A 20,117-nucleotide genomic window follows, 5' to 3' on the forward strand; every position below is an offset into this window, starting at 1 on the left:
CCATGCTCGACTTTTCCACCATCCGCGCCATCGACTTCCACACCCACGCCGAGGAGCCCTGCGGCTGCCACGACGACGATGGCTATGATGATCTGCAGACCACCATGGCGCAGTACTTCAACGCGCCCTGGACCCACCCGCCGACGATCCCGCAGACGGCCGCGCATTATCGCGCGCAGAACATCGCCGCGGTGATCTTCCCCGTCGATGCAGAGCGCGAAACCGGCTATCGCCGTTATTCCAACTACGAGGTTGCGGACCTCTGCGCGGAACACAGCGATATCCTGATCCCCTTCGCCTCCATCGACCCTGCAAAAGGGAAACTGGGCGCCCGCGAGGCCCGCGACCTGGTCGAGAACCACGGCATCCAGGGGTTCAAGTTCCACCCGACGATGCAGGGGTTCTATCCCAACGACCGCTCTGCCTACACGCTCTACGAGGCGATCGCGGAGAGCGGCAAGCCCGCACTCTTCCACACTGGGCAGACCGGTGTCGGCTCGGGCATGCCTGGCGGGAACGGGATGCGGCTGAAGTATTCGAACCCGATGTACATCGACGATGTCGCCGTGGATTTCCCGGACATGCCGATCATCCTCGCCCATCCGTCCTTCCCCTGGCAGGAAGAGGCGCTTTCGGTCGCGACGCATAAGCCGAACGTCTATATCGACCTCTCCGGCTGGTCGCCGAAGTACTTCCCGCCGATCCTCATCCGCTACGCCAACACGCTGCTGAAGGACAAGATGCTCTTCGGCTCCGACTGGCCGATGATCGCGCCGGAACGGTGGCTGGGCGCCTTCGAGAAGGCCGATTTCCGCGAGGAGGTGCGCCCGCTCATCCTCAAGGAAAACGCGATGAAGCTGCTCGGCGCGCTGTGATCTGCCGTTCCTGACCAACGGACCGCCGGGGCCCCGCTCCGGCGTCCCACTGCTGACCCCGGAGGCTCTCATGTCCACCTTTCACGCCCCCCTCGACGATATCCTCTTCTCGCTGCGCCATGTGGCCGGTGCGGAGCGCCTCCCGGACTGGGATGACGAGCTTGCCGCCGAGGTGATCGGCCATTTCGCCAGCTTCGCCGAGGGCCGCATTGCGCCGCTCGACGCGGTTGGCGATGCGCAGGGCTGCCGCCTTGAGGGCGGGCGCGTGCGGATGCCCGACGGCTTTGCCGAGGTCTATGGCGAACTGGCCGAACAGGGCTGGCAGGGCCTGACCGTGCCGGAGGACTTCGGCGGCATGGGGCTGAGCCCGGTGATGCAGGCCGGGGTGAGCGAGATTTTCTCGGGGGCGAACCATTCGCTCCAGATGGTCGCCTCTCTGGTGCCGGGCTGCGTGGGCGTGCTGCGCCGCTTCGGGTCAGAGGCACAGCAGGCCGCCTACTTGCCCGCCCTCGCGGAAGGCAAATACCTCTCCACCATGGCGCTGACGGAGCCAGGCGCCGGGTCCGACCTGTCGGCGATCCGCACCCGCGCGGTGCAGGAAGACGGCATCTGGCGGCTGACGGGCGAGAAGATCTTCATCTCCGGCGGCGATCAGGACATCAGCAAGGGCATCCTGCACCTCGTCCTGGCGCGGTCCGGCGGCGAGGGGGTGCGGGGGCTGTCGTTGTTCCTCTGCCTGTCCGAGAGGGCCGACGGATCGCGCAACGCGGTCTCCGTCACCCGGATCGAGGAGAAGATGGGCTTGCATGCCTCGCCGACCTGCCAACTGGCCTTCGACGGGGCAGAGGCTGAGCTGATTGGCGAGGAGGGCGGCGGCCTGAAGGCCATGTTCACCATGATGAACCACGCCCGCATCGACGTCGCCCTTCAGGGCGTGGCCCATGCGGCGCGCGGCGCCGATCTGGCCCGCCGCTACGCCGCAGAGCGCAAGCAGGGCCGCGATGCCACGGGCCAGCCGGTGACCATCGACGCCCATGCGGATGTCGCACGCATGATCGCCACCTGTGACGATCTCGCCCGCTCAGGCCGTGTCCTGTGCCACCTCGCCCTCGTCGAAGAGGCGCTCGGCACCGCGCCGGATCTGGTCGAGTTCCTGACGCCCGTGTGCAAATACGCCTGCACCGAGGCCGGGATGAAGGCCGCCGATCTGGCGATACAAGTGATGGGCGGCTACGGCTACCTACGCGAGTACGGGGCCGAGCAGAACTGGCGCGACGCCCGGATCTGCGCGATCTACGAGGGCACGAACGGCATTCATGCCCGCACCATCGCGACCCGTGGCCTTCAGCTGAATGGCGGCGCAGGTGCACGGGCCTTCGCGGCCTTCCTGCGCGACAGCACGCCCGATCTGGCTGCTGACGTGGCGGGCTGGGAAGCCGAGGCCGCGCGTCTTGCGACGGTCCAAGACCCGGCAGCAGAGGCGCATGCCTTCATGGAACGGACCTGTGACCTTGCCATGCGGGCGGCCCGGGCGCGGCTGGTCGCAGCGGAGAAGCGCGTGGCGGCGGCAGCCTGACAGCATCGCCACCACCTCAAAAATTCACATAATCTGACTTATGGGGAAATCCCCGATGGCCCGGCAGCATGACGCTGTCCGGGCCCATCCCCGTCACCTGACCTGTTTTCCCGCCGCACCGGAGCGCTGAATTCAGGAGGCCCCCGGCGTTTCAACAATAGACGTGCCCGTATTGAACCGTGTTATCCTTTTCCACAGCCGCGCGACCCATTTCTGAGAATCACTCGGGTTTTCGGGGCCTTGTTCGATGCATTTGATGACGTCACTGCGCTGCCTTCGGGCGGCCCGATACGAGTACCTGCGCCGATGACAGTACGCAATTTCGCCACCGCCAAGGATATCATTCGCTTCGAGGGCACCGACCGGGTCGGCTATTGGCGCCGGTTCTCCATGTTGTTGGGGCTGGCGGTCACGATCGCGACCATGGGCCTCGTGCGGGACTCCGGCGCGGTCATCATCGCCGCGATGCTTGTTGCCCCGCTGATGACACCGATCCTCGGGATCGCGGCGGCCATCGTGACGGGCTGGATCGGGCGGGCCTTCCGGCTGATCTTCATCGTCTGGCTCGCGGCCTTGGCCAGCGTGCTGATCGCCTGGCTGATCGTCTGGCTCTCGGACTTCCCGCGGGGCGTCATCCTGCCCCACGAGGTGCTCAGCCGGACCGACCCGGGGGCCGAAGACCTCGTCATCGCGCTCGCCGCCGGGATTGCAGGCGCCTACGTGCAGATCCAGCGCTCGGAACTCAGCCTGCTTCCGGGGGCGGCCATCGGCGTTTCGCTGGTGCCGCCGCTCGCAACGGCCGGGATCCTGCTCTATTTCAGCGAATACCAGCAGGCCTACGAGGCGGTGCTGCTCTTTGCCACCAACTTCGGTGCGATCATCCTGTCTGCCTGCGGCGTCTACCTTGCCACCGGCGGGGCCCGCGTCCTGATGTCCTCCAGCAAGCGGCGGCTGCGTTTCTCTGTGGGCCTGTCGCTGGCGGTGATCTTCCTCTTCGGGATCATGGCGCAGCTCTTTTCGACGACCTACCTGCGCTACACCGAAACCCGCGCCGAATCTGCCCTTGCGGCTGGGATCGCGGAATGGGCGGGCGACGTGTCGGTCGAGATCATTCGCGTCGACGTGGATGCCGCCGCCAAACATGCGGAGATCTGGGGGATCGTCGATCTGAAATCCGACGCCCAGTATCAGGTGGCCGCCGCGGCAGACCTGCTGCCGGAGCAGCTGACCCGGACGCGCTTCCGCGACGTGGCGCGGGAAATCCTCGGCCCGGAGTACAGCATGACGATCCGCTACCAGCTGCGCTATGGCTGGGAAGTCCAGCTCTCGACCTTTGAGATCGGGCCTGCGGACAGGATCGGCCCGTTCAACGGCAACTGACACGACGACGCCCTCCCCGTCACGGGGAGGGCGTGTCTGACAGGGTCTGTCAGACGAAGTCGAAGTTCTTGGATTGCGCCAGCGAGTCCACGGTCAGCCCGCCTTGCAGGATAATCGACCCGTGGCTGCCGAACCGGACGATCACCGTATCGCCGGAGAGCTGGAAGGTGACGTCGTCGAGGCTGTCGATGCCCGGCAGGTCGATTTCCAGCACGTCCTTCCCGGGGGTGAAATCGGTGATCACATCCCCGTCCGCAAGATCGCCCTCGGACAGGACGAAGGTGTCCTTGCCCGACCAGCCGGTCAGCGTGTCAGCCCCGGCCCCGCCGGTGAGGGTATCGTCGCCGGTCTGGCCGTTCATCTCGTCGTTGCCATCGCCGCCGCGCAGTTCATCCTCGCCCTCGGAGCCGACCAGCGTGTCGTCGCCCTCGTTCCCGGACAGCAGGTCATCGCCGTCGCCGCCCTTGAGGTAATCGTCGCCGCCCCAGCCATAGAGGCTGTCATCGCCCTCGTCGCCAAGGACACGGTCGTCGCCCTTGCCGCCGGTGATGTGATCGTCGCCCGCCAGACCAGACAGCGTATCGTCGCCCGTCCCGCCCTCGAGGTCATCCGCACCGGCCGTGCCGGTGATCTCGTCCCCGGTCGGCGTGGTGTCGCCGCCATCGGTGCCATCGCCACCGTCAGTGCCATCGCCGCCATCGGTGCCATCGCCACCGTCAGTGCCATCGCCGCCATCGGTGCCGTCGCCACCGTCAGTGCCATCGCCACCGTCAGTGCCATCGCCACCACTGCCCGTATCGGTCCCGCCGTCGGTCAGCCCGGTGGTGTCGAAGGTGATCTCGATCACTTCGAAGGGCTTCAGCGTGACGGTCACGGAGGTGTCGTCCAGATCGTAATCCGTCAGGCTCGCACGGATGTCGTTCTCGTTGATGTAGTAGCGTTCGCCGTTGACCAGAACGTATTCCGCTTCCTGGAACCCTTCGCCGGGCACGTAATGCGCCCCGTCGCTGGAGCTGGAAGAGAAGTCCGCGCTGATCTTCACCGCCGAGGCCGTGTTGAAATCGGACACCAGTTCCGACAGGTCAAGGTCAAGCGTCTGGGTCTCGAGGCTGCGCGAAGAAACGTAGATCACCGTCTTGTCGTCGGATTGATAGGCGTCCAGCTCGAAGCTGCCGTCCTCGACGGAGAGCGAGGTTTCCATCAGTTCCAGCCCGATGAGGCTCGACGACATGAGGTCGAAGGTCGCGCCGTTGATCGAGCTGATCACTCGGCCCTGGTCGTCGGTGACGACGTCCTCGACCTGGCTGCCGGCAAGATCGGTGGGCGTGTTGTGCTGCACCGGCCAGACATGGGCGCTGTCAGCCCCAAGTTCGGTCAGGTTCTGGACCTGCTCCACCATGACAGAGGCAGAGCGCAGGCCGGTTTCCGTCTCATCCGTGGTCTTCACGTTCCACTCGGTCACGTGGAACTCGAGCTCCTTGTCGAAGGCCTCCTCCCAGATCTCGAGGTCGTGGTCGATGAAGCTCACTTCGCTCGACTTGCCGGTGAATTCGAGGTCGCGGTCCTTGTAGTAGTAATGCTCCACCACGCCGTCGATCGCGTCCATCGCCTCGTCGCTGAGTTGCGCAAGGATCGCCTCGTTGGCGAGGTGCACCCGATCCGTGTAGGAGCGGTCATCGACCGAGACGTGGTAATCGGAACCGGCGTTCGGCGTGGCCATCTGCACGATGATCGAGGGCTGATCGTCCACGTCGACGCCCGCGGCCTCCATGCCGTCCTCCAGCGCGATGGCCGCAACGTTGGCCTTGGCGCCATATTCCGTCTCGCCGGTGGAGCTCCAGTATTCGTTGCCGATCTCGAAGGCTTCGACCACATCGCCGTAGTCTTCCATCACCGCCTGGGCAAAGCGCTCGATGTCGCCGTCGAGGGCTTCGTATTCCTCGATGGTGTAATTCTTCGTGGGCAGGACAAGCGTGACCTGCACGTCATTCTCCCGCGCCCAGTCGAGCATGTCGGTGACCTCGGTGCGCAGCTCCCACTCGCCGGCGTCGTTCTGGTTCATCTCCAGCACGTTGAGGAACTTGTCGCCGTCCTCGTATTCGTCGCCACTGTCGCCCTGCCCGGCCGGATAGCGCAGGTGTGTGATGTCCAGCTCTTCGAGCGCCTCGACGAAATTCTCCAGCGGCACGCCATCGTCAGTGTTGATGCTGTAGACGAGGTTCCCGCCGAAGAAGGCCTCGGAGATCGAGTAGCCGCTACCGCTCGCCGCCGTCACCTCGACCTCGGTCGCGGTCTGGCTCGTCGCCTGTGTCACCACCGGCGTCACGTCGCCGAGGTTGCCAAGCCACCCGGAGGGCGAGCCGAGCGCCTCGGCGTCCACGCCCTCGACGATCGCGATCACCTTGCCGCCATAGACGAGCGCGGCGCCGCTGCCGTCCTCGGCGTCGGTGATCGTGAGGTTCGTTGCGGCCTCTGCGATCGAAATCGCGGTCCCGTCGGCTTCGATCAGCGTAATCAGTTCGTGCGCCCCGTCGTTTCCATCCACCTCGTAGCTGTGGATCCGCATCGGCGTGAAGTCCACGGCGTCGTCGGCTGGCACCACCAGCTCGAAGCTGTCGTTGCCCTCGCCGCCGGCCAGCTGGTCGCCCTCGTCGCCGCGCAGGGTGTCGTCGCCCGCGTTGCCCACGACGGTGTCGCCCACCGCCTCGGTCCCCTCGGCATCCACACCGCTGACGAAATCGTCGCCCTGCTGACCCGCAAGGTAATCGCCGCCGCCAAGGCCGAGGATCGTATCCATGCCGTCGCCGCCGAAGATCTCGTCCGAGTCTTCGCTGCCGGTCAGCTCGTCATCGCCATCGTAGAACCCGGTCAGCGCGGGCGAGAAGTTCCCGACCCAGACGGTTTCGTAGTAGAGTTCCTCGGCCGTGTAGCCCTCGATGATCGCCACCACCTGATCGTTGATGATGACCTCCGCCCCGCTGCCGTCTTCGAGATCCTCGATAGACGCCTGATAGGTGCCGTCGAAGAACTCCGACCGCGGGATGATCTCGATCTCGGGCGTGACGAAGACCACGCGGTCCGGCACGTCCTGATCGGTGAAACGGGTGAAGTCGAGATCGGTGATCGTCACCGGCTCGGCGCCCTCCACGCCCACGGGGATGACGAAGAGATCCGCGTTGGCCCCGCCGGTCAGCTCATCGCCGTCGTCGCCCCAGAGCGCATCAATCCCGTCGCCGCCGATCAGCGTGTCGGGCTGGCCCAGTTCCTCATCGTTGGCGACAAGCACATCGGTGCCCTCGTTGCCGATGAGGGTATCGGACCCGCCGGCACCGCCGGTGATCGTGTCGCTGAGCGGGCCGCCTTCGAGGAGGTCGTCGCCCTCGGTGCCAGTGAGCGAGAGGCCGGGATCGACCGTGTCGTCGCCCTCATCCGTGTCGCCGTCGGTGTCGCCGTCCTCGCCGCCGTCGAGCGTGTCATCGCCATCGCCGGTCGACGTATCCTCGCCGGTGTCGTCCTCGTCAGACCCGCCGCTCAACGCAACGGCACTCATGCCACCGAACAGAAGTAGTAGAAGAATCGTTTCCAAAGACGGCACCCAGGGCAAACAGATCAACGGGAAGAGCGAATTAATAATTCCTCAATCTTTCAACCTTTGCGGATTCGAGGCAAGCCTGAACGAATCCAGATCGAAAACAGTACGTTTCCGCATGGCGCTCAATGAACGGGCGCGCGACGGACTTTGGCGGCCTGCCCTGTCCAGCCGTTTTCAAAGCTATTTCAGCAGGATAAGAGGGCCTGTACCTGGGCGCCCCACATGCCCCAGCGGAGGGACGCTGCACCCGTATCGGGTGAGCCTCAATTGAGCGGGCGACTCCAGAGATTGCACGCGCAACCTTGGGTTGCATTTTGCCTGCGACTCGGTTTCCTTTTTCCACGGGGCGGCGAATGTCAGGAAATGCCATTCGGCCACGACGGTACTGCGATTGCTGCAAAGCAGCGACTGCCATTCCCTGACCGCGCGCGTGCACGTTCGCCCCGCCTTTCGCTAGACGGGCCGTCGAGGCTTACTGACTCGGGCTTTCCGCCGGGACCGAGAAGCCGATGGCCCCCATAAGCCCGGAGGCGAAGCCGCGCCCGAACTCCCCGAAGGCCGTGCCGACCGCCGTTTCGACGGCGGGGCCGATCCCGGCTTCGATCCCGTGCAGCGTGACATTCAACTCCGCCAGTCGCGCTTCGGCCTTGGCCACCTGCGCCTCCAGTTCGGTGCAGACGTGCAGGTCCGGGCCGCCGCCCTCCCGCAGGGAGGCGATGCCTTCGCGGGTCTCCCGGATCTGGTCGGTGAGATCGCGGATCTCCGACCGGACGGGAATGATCGAGCCGGTGACCTCTGCGAGGTTTCCGGTGACCTCCTCGACCGAAGAGGTGACGCTCCACGCGAGCCAGAGGCAGAGCGCCAGAAGGATCAGGGTTGCGTTCAAGAGGGCCAGCACGAGGTTTCCCAGCGTGCGCCCGATGCTCCGCGTGACCATCAGCGGCCCTCCCATTTTTGAGGATAGGGGCCGGTCGGGGATCGACCGGCCGACAGGCCCGTTACGCGGCCTTCTTCTTCTCTTCGGCGAGTTGCTTGAAGACGTAGACCGGGATCAGGATCGTCGCGACAAGGCTGCCGAGCCAGACCAGCAGCGTGGCCGCCAGCCAGTTGGCGATGCCACCGATGACCATGCCCTCGAGCAGAAGGTCCGTGACGAAGAGCCCGATGAAGACCGTCACCAGCGCCACGCCACCCATCAGCTGCGGCAGGTGTTTGAGCGACATCTTGGTGACCAGCGGCCCCAGCACGGCCTGGATGATCGAGAAGGCGACCACCACGATGATGAAGGACAGCGGGTCGATCTGGAAGCCGCTCAGAAGCGCCGTGGCGAGCAGAAGCCCAACGGCATTGGCGATCAGATAGGCGGCGGCGGAAAGGGCAAGTTTGACCAATTCGAAAACTCCCATTTGGCCGCGAAACCAATACGTTCGCATCCGCGATCGGCGGCCCGAAACAATTGCAGATCGAGTCTCTTCTCCATTCAACTTTGAGGGCAACGCCTGTTGCGTCAAGGAAAATTAACCTATTCCGACGCGACACTTCCGTAACGCAGCGAAAAACGGAAGCGGGGGCTTGCACAGCTTTGACGTGCGCTCCTAAGGTTCTGCAAAGAGATGTTTTCGCCCCGGTTGTGCCGCGGCCATTCCATTGCGACAGAGTTTGCCATTTCCGGGTTGAGCCGCAGCGCGCGGCACGGCCCCTCCTTACGAAAGACGGGGTCCCCCGCGTGTTGAAGTTTCCCGTCGCCACCGCCTTTCGCGTCCTTACCGTCCGCATGATCGCGCGCAGCCTCGCGGCACCGTCGGCCCTGGCGCTTCTGGCCACCGTGGCACCGGCTCAAGAGGCCACTTATGTCGGCTCCGCTGCCTGCGCCTCCTGTCACGCGGTCGAGGCCGAGGCCTGGGAGGGATCGCACCATGCGCTTGCCTGGACCCCGCCGGAGCCCGCCAACATCCTGGCCGATTTCGATGGCACCCGCTTCGCGCTTGGCGACATGTCGGTTGCCTTCCGGATCGACGGCGACGGGCGTCACGTCGCCTCGGTGACGGAGCTCGACGGCAAGACCACCGATTATGCCGTGCATTCGGTGGTCGGCGTCGCCCCGCTGCAACAATATCTGTTCGAGACCGCCCCCGGCCGCCTGCAGAGCTTCGACGTGGTCTGGGACACGGAGATGGGCACTTGGTTCCACCTCTACCCCGAGGACAACCCGCCGCCGCGCGATGCGCTCCACTGGACCGGCCCCTACAAGACGTGGAACTCCCGCTGCGCCACCTGTCATGCCACCGGGTTCGAGACGAATTACGACGCGCAGACGCGGAGCTATGCCTCGACCCAGGCCGAGATCGGCGTGGGCTGTGAAAGCTGCCACGGCCCTGCCTCCGAACACCTCGACTGGGCGCGTCAGTGGGAGCCGACCCGCACCGCGCCGCCGCCCAATCACGGACTGCCGGTGGACCTGTCCGATCCGGCCAGCTTCATCGACACCTGCGGCGGCTGCCATTCCCGGCGCGAGGCCTATTACGATGGCACACCGCCGCCGGGCACGCCTTACCACGACGCCTACAACCTCGCCCTGCTGCGCCCCGGGCTCTACTGGCCCGACGGCCAGATCAGGGACGAGGTCTATGTCCTGGGCTCCTTCCTGCAATCGAAGATGAACGCCAAGGGCGTCACCTGCACCAACTGCCACGAACCCCACAGCGCCACGCTGCGCGCCGAGGGCAATGCCGTCTGCGCAACCTGCCACAGTCCGGCGGGCAACCCCGATTTCCCCAGCCTGCCGCTGCAGGAGTTCGACACGCCCGCGCACCATCGCCATGCGCAGGGCAGCGCCGGTGCGGAGTGCAAATCCTGCCACATGCCCGAGCAGGTCTACATGGGCAACGACTGGCGTGCGGATCACTCCTTCCGCATCCCCCGCCCCGACCTGAGCGTCGAGACCGGCGCACCCGATGCCTGCACCTCCTGCCACCGCGATCAGACCCCGGCCTGGGCCGCGGAGGTCTTAGAGGCGTGGTTCCCCGACAGCACCCATCGCGGCCCGCATTATGGCCAGACCCTCGCCCATGGCATCGAGAACCCCGTGGCGGCCTGGACCGACCTTGCCGATCTCGCCGGGCAGAGCGATCAGCCCGCCATTGCCCGCGCCACGGCGCTCTGGCTCATGGGGGCCGAGGGCACGCGGATGGAGATGCCCATGGTCGAGGCACTGCTGGCCGATCCCGACCCGATGGTGCGGGCGGCCACCGTCGGGGCGCTTCAGGACGCCCGCGACCCGCAACAGGTGATGCGCGTGGCGGGGATGCTGGACGATCCCTCGCGCACGGTCCGCATCGCGGCGGCGAAGGCGATGCTCGCCGCGCCCATTGCCCATCTGCCCGCGCCCATGGCGCAGAACCTGCAACGCGCGCAGGGCGAATGGCAGGCGACGATGATGTCCCGCCTCGACTATCCCGAGACCCACCTGCAACTGGGGGGCATTGCGCTCAGCATGCGGCGCCTGCCCGCGGCTGCGCAGGCCTTTGCAGAGGTGACGCGCCTCGATCCGCAACACGTGGATGCCTGGGTCATGCGCGCCCGCATCGCCGCGGCGACGGAAGGCACGGAGGCGGCAGTGCGCATCCTCGCCCGGGCCATTGGCGCCAACCCCGAAAACACCGTGCTGCGGGAGCTGCTGGCCCAACTGGAAGCGCCCCAGCCGCGCGGCACGCCCTGAAGCGCCAAGAAACGCTGCGTCGCGCCACACCCAAAGGCGGAAAATGCCCTTCATTCCGCAACTTTAGATAACGCCCTGCCCTGCATCCGCGATATACTCGGGACGGGCGGCACCCACTCCGGGTTCAGCCCGGAGCGCGAGGATTGAGCGCCCGGACCGCCGCCCGCCTGTATTGTCGAGGAATGAGCCGTGCGCGCCCATTCCGGGTAAGAGTGCTTTCCGGCCGCGTGTCTTCAGGCCGCCTGTCCTTGGTCCCGGATCCGCAACAGAGCGCGCGTGGCGCCCAGTCTGGAGGACGGGACATGAAAAACAGTTTGCTTTGGATCATCGCGGGTATCCTGCTCATCGTGGCGGGCATCTTCGCGCTGATGAACCCTTTCGCGGCGACCGTCGCCGCGGAACAGATCGCGGCGTGGAGCTTCATCATCGGGGGCGTCATGCAGTTCGGCGCAGCCTTCCGGGCCGAGGGCTGGGGCGGCCGGATCTTCGGCCTCGTGCTGGCGGTGGCCTATCTCGTGCTCGGCGTCGGCCTTCTGTTCCACCCGCTCGTCGGGATCGTCACGCTGACCATGATGGTCGCGGTGATGTTCCTCGTGAACGGCGTGCTCAAGATCGTGCTGGCCTTCAGCCTGCGCGGCTCGGGCCTCTTCTGGGTCTCGCTGATTTCCGGCGTGGTGTCCGTCGCGCTTGCCGTGATGGTCTTCGGCAACTTCCTTCAGGCCACGCTGACCATGCTGGGCATCCTGCTGGCGATCGAGCTGATCTCGAGCGGCGTGACCATGCTCACGCTGGGCTTCTTCCAGCGCAAGCACCCCGAGATGGAAGCCCTCGCCTGAGTGTCAGCTGACACATGCAAAGGGGCGCGCGGGTCCACCGCGCGCCCCATATTCATGACTGCCGCTTTAGATCACTCAGGCCGCTCGGTCAGGCGCATCGTGACCACGCCGGCGGCATTGGTCAGGCTCAGGTTCTTGCCGTAGCGCACGTAGCCGGTGCTGGCCTTCACGGCCTCGACCATGTCCTGCTCCAACTGCATCCGCGGTTCGGGACACATCCGGCGCGTGCCCGCGATGGCATCGGGGAAGGTGATCTTGCCCGCGCTCATCTCGGCGGTGCCGACGAAACGGTTGCAGCCGCCGTACATGGCAAAGCCGCCCTCCTGCGTGAAGGCGATGGTCGGCGCATCCTCCACCACCAGCATCCGCCCGCCCAGTTCAAAGGCCTGCCATTCCACGCCCGAGATGCCAGAGGTCATCGCCTCCAGCACGATCTCGGGCCGCTCGGGCGCGTCCTGCGTGAGGGCGGGGTAGGACGTCGTCGTGCGCAGCAGCAGCGTGTCGCCCTCCGCCACCTTGGCCGCCACCACGTAGCGCATCCGCGGGTCGATCGCGTCCGTGTCGTAGGGCAGGCGTATCTCGGCAGGCAGGCTGTCGATCCGGAACTCCCGGGCGGAAATCGTGGTAGAGGGCGCATCGGCGCGCGACACGTCCAGCAGTTCAACCTGCAGCAGGGTGTCGGACGGCAGCGTGGCGCCCTCCTGAAGATGCACCACGACAGGCAGTTCGACGGTTTCGGCCATGGCCGGACCTCCGGCAATCAGGGCCGCAAGGGCAAGGCTTCGGGTCAGGGTCTTTTTCATCTCTGTCCTCCTCGATCAGCCCCAGATGTGCGGGGCGGCAGTCCGCTTCAAGGGCGGGCACGGGCGTCGCCGCCAGATGGCCCGGGAACGTTACGTCCTTAGCGCCAAGCCCTGCTGTCAGTTCTCCGGCAGCAGGGTCCAGCTGTTCTCTCCCAGCGGGGCAAGGTTGCGGCGGTCCGCGGCCCGCGCGCCGTCGTTGAAGAGCTGCGCCAGGTCCTCTCCGACCTCGGCGTTGTAGATATGATAGAGGTGGCCGGACGAGCTGCGCACCGGCAGGGCGCTCAGGTCGATCACCTCCACACCCTCCAGCAGCTCCACCGGGTTGCCCGCCTCGCCCAGCCTCGGATAGCCGTGCAGCTGCGCCGAGAGGGCAAGCGGCCAGTCCCGTTCGGCGACATAGACCGTCAGCCCGGCCACGATCGGGCGGATGCGCGGCAACATGCGGCGCAGCAAATCGAAATCCATATCCGGGGCCAGCAGGGCCACCTGCCCCAGCTGCACCTCCGTCTGCCGCCCGGCCAGTTCGTAGAGCGCAAGCGCCATGCCCCGCGCGCCGAGGCTGTGGCCCGCGACATTCACCCGCCCGGGGCCGAAGCGCGCTGCCATGGTGCCGATCGTGTCGGCAAGGTCATGGACGCTCCAATAGAGGTCGGCCTCGTCATGGGTGTAGTTCAGCACCGCCCCGTCGGAAGGCCAGCTGAACCAGAGCATCTGCCCCGAGAGACCGGCATTCTCCTGAAAGGCCGTGGCGCGGCGGCAGCCCTTTTCGAAGGCAATGTAGAACCCGTGGGTATAGAGCAGCGGCGGCCGGTCACCCGTGGTCTGCTCCAGCTCCTCCAGCACCGCTTCCAGGGGGGCCTTGCGCACGTCTCCGACCCGCAGCAGTTCCTCAGGGATATAGAAGGGCGCCGCCTCGCGGACCTTTTCCAGCAGGCGCAGCGGGCGCTCGGTGATGTCGCACCACCCCGCGCTGACGCCGCTGCGCTCGTCGCCATAGGCGTCGCCGGGGCTCGGCAATCCGGTTTCGTTGCGGTTGGTGACGAAGGGCACGCCGCGCACCTGCGGCACACCGGGATCCGGCACCGGGGCTGCGACCTGCGCGGTCACCGGCAACGCGGCGGCGAGACCCACCGCGGTGAGGGCCGCCCGGAAGACCGCCCCTGAAAGCCTCCGGCCCGACAGGCGGGACCTAGGGGTCACAGCATCCACTCCACCGGCAGCCAGCTGACGAGGCGGGCAAAGGCGCGCTGCATCAGCGTCGTCTCCGGCTCCTTGGTGCGCACCACTTCCGAGCCATCCTCGCGGGCCTCGATCCAGATCAGCCGACCCTCGGCGGTTTCGGCGACGCGGTAGTACTGGACCTTCTCGTCCAGCACCCGGGCAAGTCCCTGCGCCATTTTCGGACTGGGGATCAGCAGGCCCATTTCGGTGTTCAGCCGCGCGGAGCGGGGATCGAAGTTGAACGAGCCCACGAAGATCTGCTCTCCGTCCACGGTGAAGGTCTTGGCATGGAGGCTGGAGGCAGAGCCGACGATCATGCTCGACAGGCCCCGCTCCCGGACACGGTTCGCCTCGGGGCGCAGTTCCAGCACCTCGACCCCCTCTGCCACGAGGTCATCGCGGTACTTCATGTAGGCGCCATGCACCGGCACCACGTCGGTGGAGGCAAGCGCATTCGTCAGCGTACGGGTCCGTACGCCATCGGCGGCAAAGCCCGTCAGGATCTCCGTCCCGCCCTCGCCGGGAATGAAATAGGCCGAGACCAGATCAAAGCTCTTCTTCGGCTGGGCGATCTCGATGATGCGGGAGATGAGAAGCTCGTCCTCCTCCGCCTCGCCCAGACCCTTGGCGGGATCGTCGCTGAAGAAGGTGACATCCCCCCACTCCATGGTGAGCGTGCCCGCCTCGATCCGCTGGACCAGCGGCGTCTCGGCAATGGCGTCGATGTACTGCGCGGCAAGGGCCGTGGCGCGGGCCTGTTCGGCATGGGCCAGCAGGCTCTCCATCCCGCCCGGCGCGTCGGGCAGGATCAGCTCGGCGGGATAGGACGATCCGCTGGCCCAGTACCTGTCGAAGTTCTGCGACACGTCGGCCACCACGGGCCCGGCGGCAAGGACATCCGCATCGAAGTAATGCACGCCCTGCCCGTAGTCGAAATAGATGTTGCCGATGTTGCGCCCGCCCAGAACCGTCGCGGCACCGTCCACGATCATTGCCTTGTTGTGCATCCGGTGATTCAGGCGCGGGAAGTCAAAGGCATAGGACAGCAGCTTGGGGCTGCGCAGGGTGAAGGGGTTGAAGATCCGCACCTCGATGTTGGGGCGGGCGTTCAGCGCGGCCAGTTCGGCGTCGAGCCCCGGAATGCCGTTGTCATCCAGCAGCAGGCGCACGCGGACGCCCCGTTCCGCCGCCTTGCGGACTTCGTCGAGAAGCATCCAGCCGGTCTCGTCCGTCTGCCAGATGTAATACTGCAGGTCGATGCTGTCCTGCGCGGCGCGGGCCAGCAGGATGCGCGCGGCATAGGCTTCGCGCCCGTCGGCCAGCGGCCAAATGCCCGTCTTGCCTTGATGCGCGGCCGTGGCGGGCAGCAGCGCCGCACCAAGCGTCGTCTCCTCCGAGATCGGCCGCGCCGTGCTGGCAGGCTCCTCCGGCAGGTCGGGCAGCGGATAGATGAGCCGCAAGGCGACGACGGCGATCGCCAGAACGATGGCAAGGACAAGTAGGAATCTGAGAAAACGCATGGGTCCTCCGACAATGGCCCTGCCCCTCAGCCTAGGGGCCGGTGCGCGCAGCGGTCAACGATTTGCGCCCGTCGGACCGGGCAGCACCCTCTCCCCCGGCCCGCAGTGCGGCCCGCGGGGGCGGAGAGAAAAAAGCTCCCGAACCACGAAGGTCCGGGAGATCAGGATATGCAGGCGGCAGCCGCCCGCACGAGGGAAATGCGTTGCTTATTGCATGGACTTGTTGATGAACTGCTCCACCACGTTCGACATGTCGAAGGAGGCGCCACCCTGAACCGGCGGATATTCCGCGAGGGTTTGCAGGTGCTCCTGCATCAGGACGTTCAGCGGTTGCATCAGCCACGAGACCTTCTGCATCAGGTGCCCGTAGGCGTCGGTGCTGGAATAGCTTTCGAACGGGTCCATGCGGATGTTGAAGACCATCGGCGCGGTGCGGCCGACCAGCGTGTCGTAGTAGTCTTCCTTGGTGGAGAAGTGGAACTTCCACGGGCCAACGCGGGCCGCGGTCAGCTTGCTCTCGTAGTAGTAGAAGATGCTGTTCCGGCTGGAGTGATCCTGCTCGCCCATCCAGTAGGGCAGGTTGTTCACGCCGTCGATGTACTGCTGCTTCTCTTCCATGACCTCTGCGGCCACGTCCTCGATCCCGGCGGCGGCCGCCAGCGAGGTGAACATGTCCTGGTGGCCCTGGATGCCGTTCAGCGTGGTACGCTCGGGCAGGTGGCCCGGCCAGCGGATCATCGAGGGCACGCGGACGCCGCCTTCGTAGGTGGTCATCTTCTCACCGCGGAACGGCGAGGTGCCGCCATGAGGCCAGGAGTTGTGCTCCGGTCCGTTGTCGGTGGAATACCAGACGATGGTGTTGTCCGTCAGGCCCTGCTCGTCGAGCCAGTCGAGGACCTGCCCGATGTCGTGATCGTGCTGCAGCATCCCCGAGCCGTAGAGATCGGCCTCGGAGGTGTATTGCTCTGCCGCATAGCGCCAGTTGTCATCCAGACGGGTGTAGAGGTGCATCCGCGAGGTGTTCAGCCAGACGAAGAAGGGCTCGCCCGCTTCCTTGGCAGAGGCCATGAAGTCGATCGCCAGCGGGATCATCTCGGCCATGTCGAAATTCTTCATCCGTTCCTGCGTCAGAGGACCGGTGTCTTCGATGGTCTGCATCCCGACCTTGCCGAAGCGCGGCATCTCGGTCGTGTCATCCACGTCGGTGGCGAAGGTATGCAGCACGCCACGGGTGCCGAACTGCTCTTCATAGGCTTCCAGCGAGCCCGAGAAGGCCTTACCGAAGTTCTGGTAATCGCGCTGCTCTGCCTCTTCCTGCGTGTTCAGGTGGTAGAGGTTGCCGAAGAACTCGTCGAACCCATGCACCGTCGGCAGGTGTTCGTTGCGGTCGCCAAGGTGGTTCTTGCCGAACTGGCCGGTGCGATAGCCCGCCTGCTTCAGCTCTTCTGCCAGCGAGGGCGAGGCGGCCTGAAGCCCGAGGGCAGAGCCCGGCTGACCCACCGTCGTCATGCCCGAGCGGATCGGGTATTGCCCGGTGATGAAGGCCGCGCGGCCTGCGGTGCAGCTCGGCTGCGCGTAGTGATCCGTGAAACGGATACCTTCGTTCGCGATCCGGTCGATGTTGGGCGTGGTGTAGCCCATGGTCCCCATCCCGTAGGCCGAGACGTTGGACCAACCGATGTCATCACCCCAAATCACCAGAATGTTGGGCTGCTCCGGCGTATCCTGCGCGAGCGCCGCACCCGTACAAGCAACGAGCGACATCGGCACCGCCAGGACGTGCATCCTAAACATGACTTATCTCCTAACCTAACTTCTTGGAATCGAAAACGTTAAGTCAGATTAACACACGTTCAGCGCGAGTCTGTCATGAAGTTATTGTGGCGGATGAGCGATTTGACGCGGCGTCAGATCGCGTATGTCCGACGTATTAAATCAGGAACCAGAATACGTTAGGCTTCTTGTTTCGAATTCCGAAACAAAACCGACGGCCCTGTCTCGACGCCCGGAGGATACCGGACCGACCCGGGAGAAATCCGGCAATAGCCTTATATTCCTCGGCCCTACCCTCCCCGCGCCCGGCGTTGAGCAGCCTGTCAAAGAGCCTCCGTTCGCGGGCCGGGACAGGTGTGGCGCCCACCAAAATCCGCGTAGTTTCCTCCCGGAAACTGCCCTCTCAACCGCGCAGAAATAGCACCTTTCGACCCCGTATTCCGTGTGAACGGAGCGATCCCGGCACATTGTCACTCCCCTTTAATAGCGTCACAATAGTTGACCCATTCAAGGCCCGATTTCGAGGCAAATCCAACGCCTATTCACCCCACGCGGCGAAACTCACTTCAGCAAAAGTCCAACCGTTTCCCCATATTTCGCAATGCGTTACCCCCGCAAAAGCCGCGCAAACGGGGCCGCGGCCCAGGCCCTGTAGGTTTGCCGCGGGGTGACATTCGCGATCATGCCATGAGAGGCGGCCTGCTCGATCAGCTTCTGCGCGCCGCGGGGCGTCACCTGCAGCCGCTCTACAACCGTCGGGGCCGAGAGGATCGGGCGCACAAGAAGCAGGTCCAGAAAGTCCGGCATGCGAGACGCACCATGGGCCGCCGCCCGGATCCGGCGCAGCTCTTCCAGCCACCGCCGCAGCACCGGCAAAGACCCGAGACCGCGTTCCAGAGACCGGGTCAGCCCCGTGATCAGCTCCTCTATCCGGTCCTCGCGCGTCACGGACCAGAGCCGGAACCCGTTGTCCACAAGGGCAAGCGCAGGTTGCACCACCCACCGGCCACGGGGTGCGGCGACCAGCTCATGCGGGGGCGCCTCGCCCAGCATGAAGCGGCCCGACCCCCGTAGAGCGTGATCCGCCGCGACGAAGGCCAGCCGCTCAACCGCCGGGGCCTGTCCCCGGGACGCCTCTGCCACGATCCGCGCGACAGCCAGCCCGCCGAGGATCGGGCTCTCCGCCTCCCGAAGGGCTGCGCGAACCGCGTCCCGATCACAGCCCTGCAAAGGTTCCGCCAACGGCCCCGCCGCCAGCGACCAAAGCCGCGCCAGAACCGCCTCGGTCTCGCTCAACAGGTCCCCCGGGGCGTGTAATCCACGCAAGATCGCCGAGGCCGAGGCCGCCGCCCGGTCCCGATCCGGATCGCCCACCCGATCGCGGAAATCGCGGCAGAGCAGTTGATCGGGCCGGATCGACAGGTCTTCCAGCCAGGCCGATGCGCAGGCCTCCTGTACGCCGGCGACTCCCCGCCAATAGGCCGCAAGATCGGCGTCGGCGCGCAGCGCCCCCTCCAACCGGGCGGCACAGATCTCCGCCCGGAAGACGGCCTTCAACGGTATCGATGTAGGCTGCCCTTGCCGCACGCTGACCTTGCCCTTCGCATTGCTGATGGCCCCGCAGATCGGCCGTTGAAGCACAGGATAGCCGAGCCTCCGCCAGAGGCCAGACCCCTCACCGCCGGATCCGTCACGGGCACGGCCAATGCCCCCGCCCTCGGCATTCCCCCCCTGCGCCAGAGGCTGTAGGCTTCTGCCGAAAGGACGGACCACATGGCGATCATTGGCTACGCGCGCATTTCAACGACGGGTCAGACCCTCGAAGGACAGCTCTCCGCGCTGCGCGCCGCGGGCGCCGACCGCATCGTCGAGGAGACCGGATCCGGCGGCAACCGGCAGCGGCCCGCCCTCGCGCAGCTCCTGAAGCGGATCGGGGAGGGCGATGTGCTCCTCGTGGTCAGGATTGATCGTCTCGCCCGCTCCGTTGCCCATCTGCTCGAGGTCATCGAGACCCTTGAGCGCCGCGGCGCCGGCTTCCGCTCCCTCGGCGATCCGGTCGACACGACGACGCCGCAAGGCAAGTTCACGCTGCAAATCCTCGGCGCGGTGGCCGAGTTGGAGCGCGCCCTGATCCGGGAGCGCACCCTCGCCGGGCTCGACGTGGCGCGCAAGGCCGGACGCGTGGGCGGGAACCCCAAGCTCCGCGACCGTGACCCCGACGCGCTCAAGGCCCTGGCCCGGTCCCGCGACACGCGGTTTTTCGAGGAGATCGCCGCAAGGGGCGAGGAATGGGTGCCTCATGTCCGCCGTCTGCGCCCCGGCACGGCCTGGCCCGCCGTTGCGGAGGCGATCAACCGTCAGCGCCCTGCACCCCAGACCCCATGGACTGCCGAACGGGTCAAGCGCGCCACGCGACGCTTCGTCCGGGACGGTCTCCTTGAAGACAGCCTCCTCGACCGCGCCCCCAAGGCGCAACCCTCCGACCGGCTCTGCGCGATCGTGGCTGGCATGGTAAACGCGGATCCGTCGATCACCCTCGCCCGGATCGGCGCGGGGCTGGAACGGCTCCACGAACGGACGCCCTCTGGCAAGCAGAGCTGGTCGCTGTCCTCGGTGAAGATGCTGCGGGACCGCGCGCGACGGTTGGGGCTGATCCCTGCCTGAGCTGGTGGGTGCTGCGATCTCATCAGAGCTATTCGCAACACAAAACGCCCGACGCGTGTGTGCGTCGGGCGTTTTGTGTATTTTTGATGTCGTATTGAGAGATATCTGGCTCTTTACTAGGTCTGGCGGCGATCTACTCTCCCACGTCTTGAGACGCAG

Annotated in this window: 14 protein-coding genes; 6 read left to right on the plus strand and 8 right to left on the minus strand. The window is 65.9% G+C overall.

Annotated features, from left to right (window positions below; translation table 11 throughout):
* The first annotated feature begins 2 nt into the window (after nt 1-2).
* The 3 genes from LCM32_RS19625 to LCM32_RS19635 all read left to right on the plus strand — a co-directional run bounded on the left by LCM32_RS19625 (nt 3) and on the right by LCM32_RS19635 (nt 3,831).
* Nucleotides 3-875 carry an amidohydrolase family protein gene (locus tag LCM32_RS19625; RefSeq protein WP_224822784.1) on the plus strand — a complete coding sequence of 291 codons (873 nt, stop codon included), beginning with the start codon at nt 3-5 and terminating at the stop codon, nt 873-875.
* Nucleotides 876-945: 70 nt separating this feature from the next.
* Entirely contained in the window at nt 946-2,451 is a 1,506-nt protein-coding gene (locus LCM32_RS19630; protein WP_224822785.1) for an acyl-CoA dehydrogenase family protein, read from the plus strand.
* Between the two features lie 306 nt (nt 2,452-2,757).
* On the plus strand, nt 2,758-3,831 hold the full coding sequence (locus LCM32_RS19635; protein WP_224822786.1) for a DUF389 domain-containing protein: 1,074 nt from the start codon (nt 2,758-2,760) through the stop codon (nt 3,829-3,831).
* A gap of 49 nt (nt 3,832-3,880) precedes the next feature.
* Here the strand turns inward: LCM32_RS19635 and LCM32_RS22035 are convergent, their stop codons facing one another.
* From LCM32_RS22035 to LCM32_RS19655, 3 genes are all read right to left on the minus strand, one after another.
* A complete protein-coding gene (locus LCM32_RS22035; protein WP_318246208.1) occupies nt 3,881-7,381 on the minus strand; it encodes a calcium-binding protein in 3,501 nt (1,166 codons plus the stop codon).
* 514 nt (nt 7,382-7,895) lie between these two features.
* Nucleotides 7,896-8,360 (minus strand): hypothetical protein, encoded by a 465-nt coding sequence (locus LCM32_RS19650; protein ID WP_224822787.1) that lies wholly within the window; start codon nt 8,358-8,360, stop codon nt 7,896-7,898.
* Nucleotides 8,361-8,421: 61 nt separating this feature from the next.
* Entirely contained in the window at nt 8,422-8,814 is a 393-nt protein-coding gene (locus tag LCM32_RS19655; protein WP_224822788.1) for a phage holin family protein, read from the minus strand.
* 335 nt (nt 8,815-9,149) lie between these two features.
* Between LCM32_RS19655 and LCM32_RS19660 the strand changes: the two genes are divergently transcribed.
* Together LCM32_RS19660 and LCM32_RS19665 are read left to right on the plus strand one after the other, a co-directional pair.
* A complete protein-coding gene (locus LCM32_RS19660; protein ID WP_224822789.1) occupies nt 9,150-11,141 on the plus strand; it encodes a cytochrome c3 family protein in 1,992 nt (663 codons plus the stop codon).
* 302 nt (nt 11,142-11,443) lie between these two features.
* The gene (locus LCM32_RS19665) at nt 11,444-11,977 is read left to right on the plus strand and encodes an HdeD family acid-resistance protein (protein WP_224822790.1); all 534 of its coding nucleotides are present in this window, start codon (nt 11,444-11,446) and stop codon (nt 11,975-11,977) included.
* Nucleotides 11,978-12,048: 71 nt separating this feature from the next.
* Here the strand turns inward: LCM32_RS19665 and LCM32_RS19670 are convergent, their stop codons facing one another.
* The 5 genes from LCM32_RS19670 to LCM32_RS22040 all read right to left on the minus strand — a co-directional run bounded on the left by LCM32_RS19670 (nt 12,049) and on the right by LCM32_RS22040 (nt 18,851).
* Nucleotides 12,049-12,780, minus strand: a complete 732-nt coding sequence (locus tag LCM32_RS19670) for an META domain-containing protein (RefSeq protein ID WP_224822791.1) — start codon at nt 12,778-12,780, stop codon at nt 12,049-12,051.
* Nucleotides 12,781-12,897: 117 nt separating this feature from the next.
* Nucleotides 12,898-13,980 carry an alpha/beta hydrolase gene (locus LCM32_RS19675; RefSeq protein WP_224822792.1) on the minus strand — a complete coding sequence of 361 codons (1,083 nt, stop codon included), beginning with the start codon at nt 13,978-13,980 and terminating at the stop codon, nt 12,898-12,900.
* On the minus strand, nt 13,977-15,521 hold the full coding sequence (locus LCM32_RS19680) for a phospholipase D family protein (protein WP_224822793.1): 1,545 nt from the start codon (nt 15,519-15,521) through the stop codon (nt 13,977-13,979). The genes LCM32_RS19675 and LCM32_RS19680 overlap by 4 nt, the downstream gene beginning before the upstream one ends.
* Before the next feature lie 207 nt (nt 15,522-15,728).
* Complete coding sequence (locus LCM32_RS19685) at nt 15,729-17,315, minus strand: arylsulfatase (protein ID WP_224822794.1); 1,587 nt, start codon at nt 17,313-17,315, stop codon at nt 15,729-15,731.
* Nucleotides 17,316-17,900: 585 nt separating this feature from the next.
* Complete coding sequence (locus LCM32_RS22040) at nt 17,901-18,851, minus strand: helix-turn-helix domain-containing protein (RefSeq protein ID WP_263618248.1); 951 nt, start codon at nt 18,849-18,851, stop codon at nt 17,901-17,903.
* A 216-nt stretch (nt 18,852-19,067) separates the two neighbouring features.
* Here LCM32_RS22040 and LCM32_RS19700 point away from each other — a divergent pair, with 216 nt between their 5' ends.
* The gene (locus LCM32_RS19700; RefSeq protein WP_224822795.1) at nt 19,068-19,958 is read left to right on the plus strand and encodes a recombinase family protein; all 891 of its coding nucleotides are present in this window, start codon (nt 19,068-19,070) and stop codon (nt 19,956-19,958) included.
* Nucleotides 19,959-20,117: the final 159 nt, after the last annotated feature.

This window comes from Pseudooceanicola nanhaiensis, assembly GCF_020171315.1.
Lineage (GTDB): Bacteria > Pseudomonadota > Alphaproteobacteria > Rhodobacterales > Rhodobacteraceae > Pseudooceanicola > Pseudooceanicola nanhaiensis_A.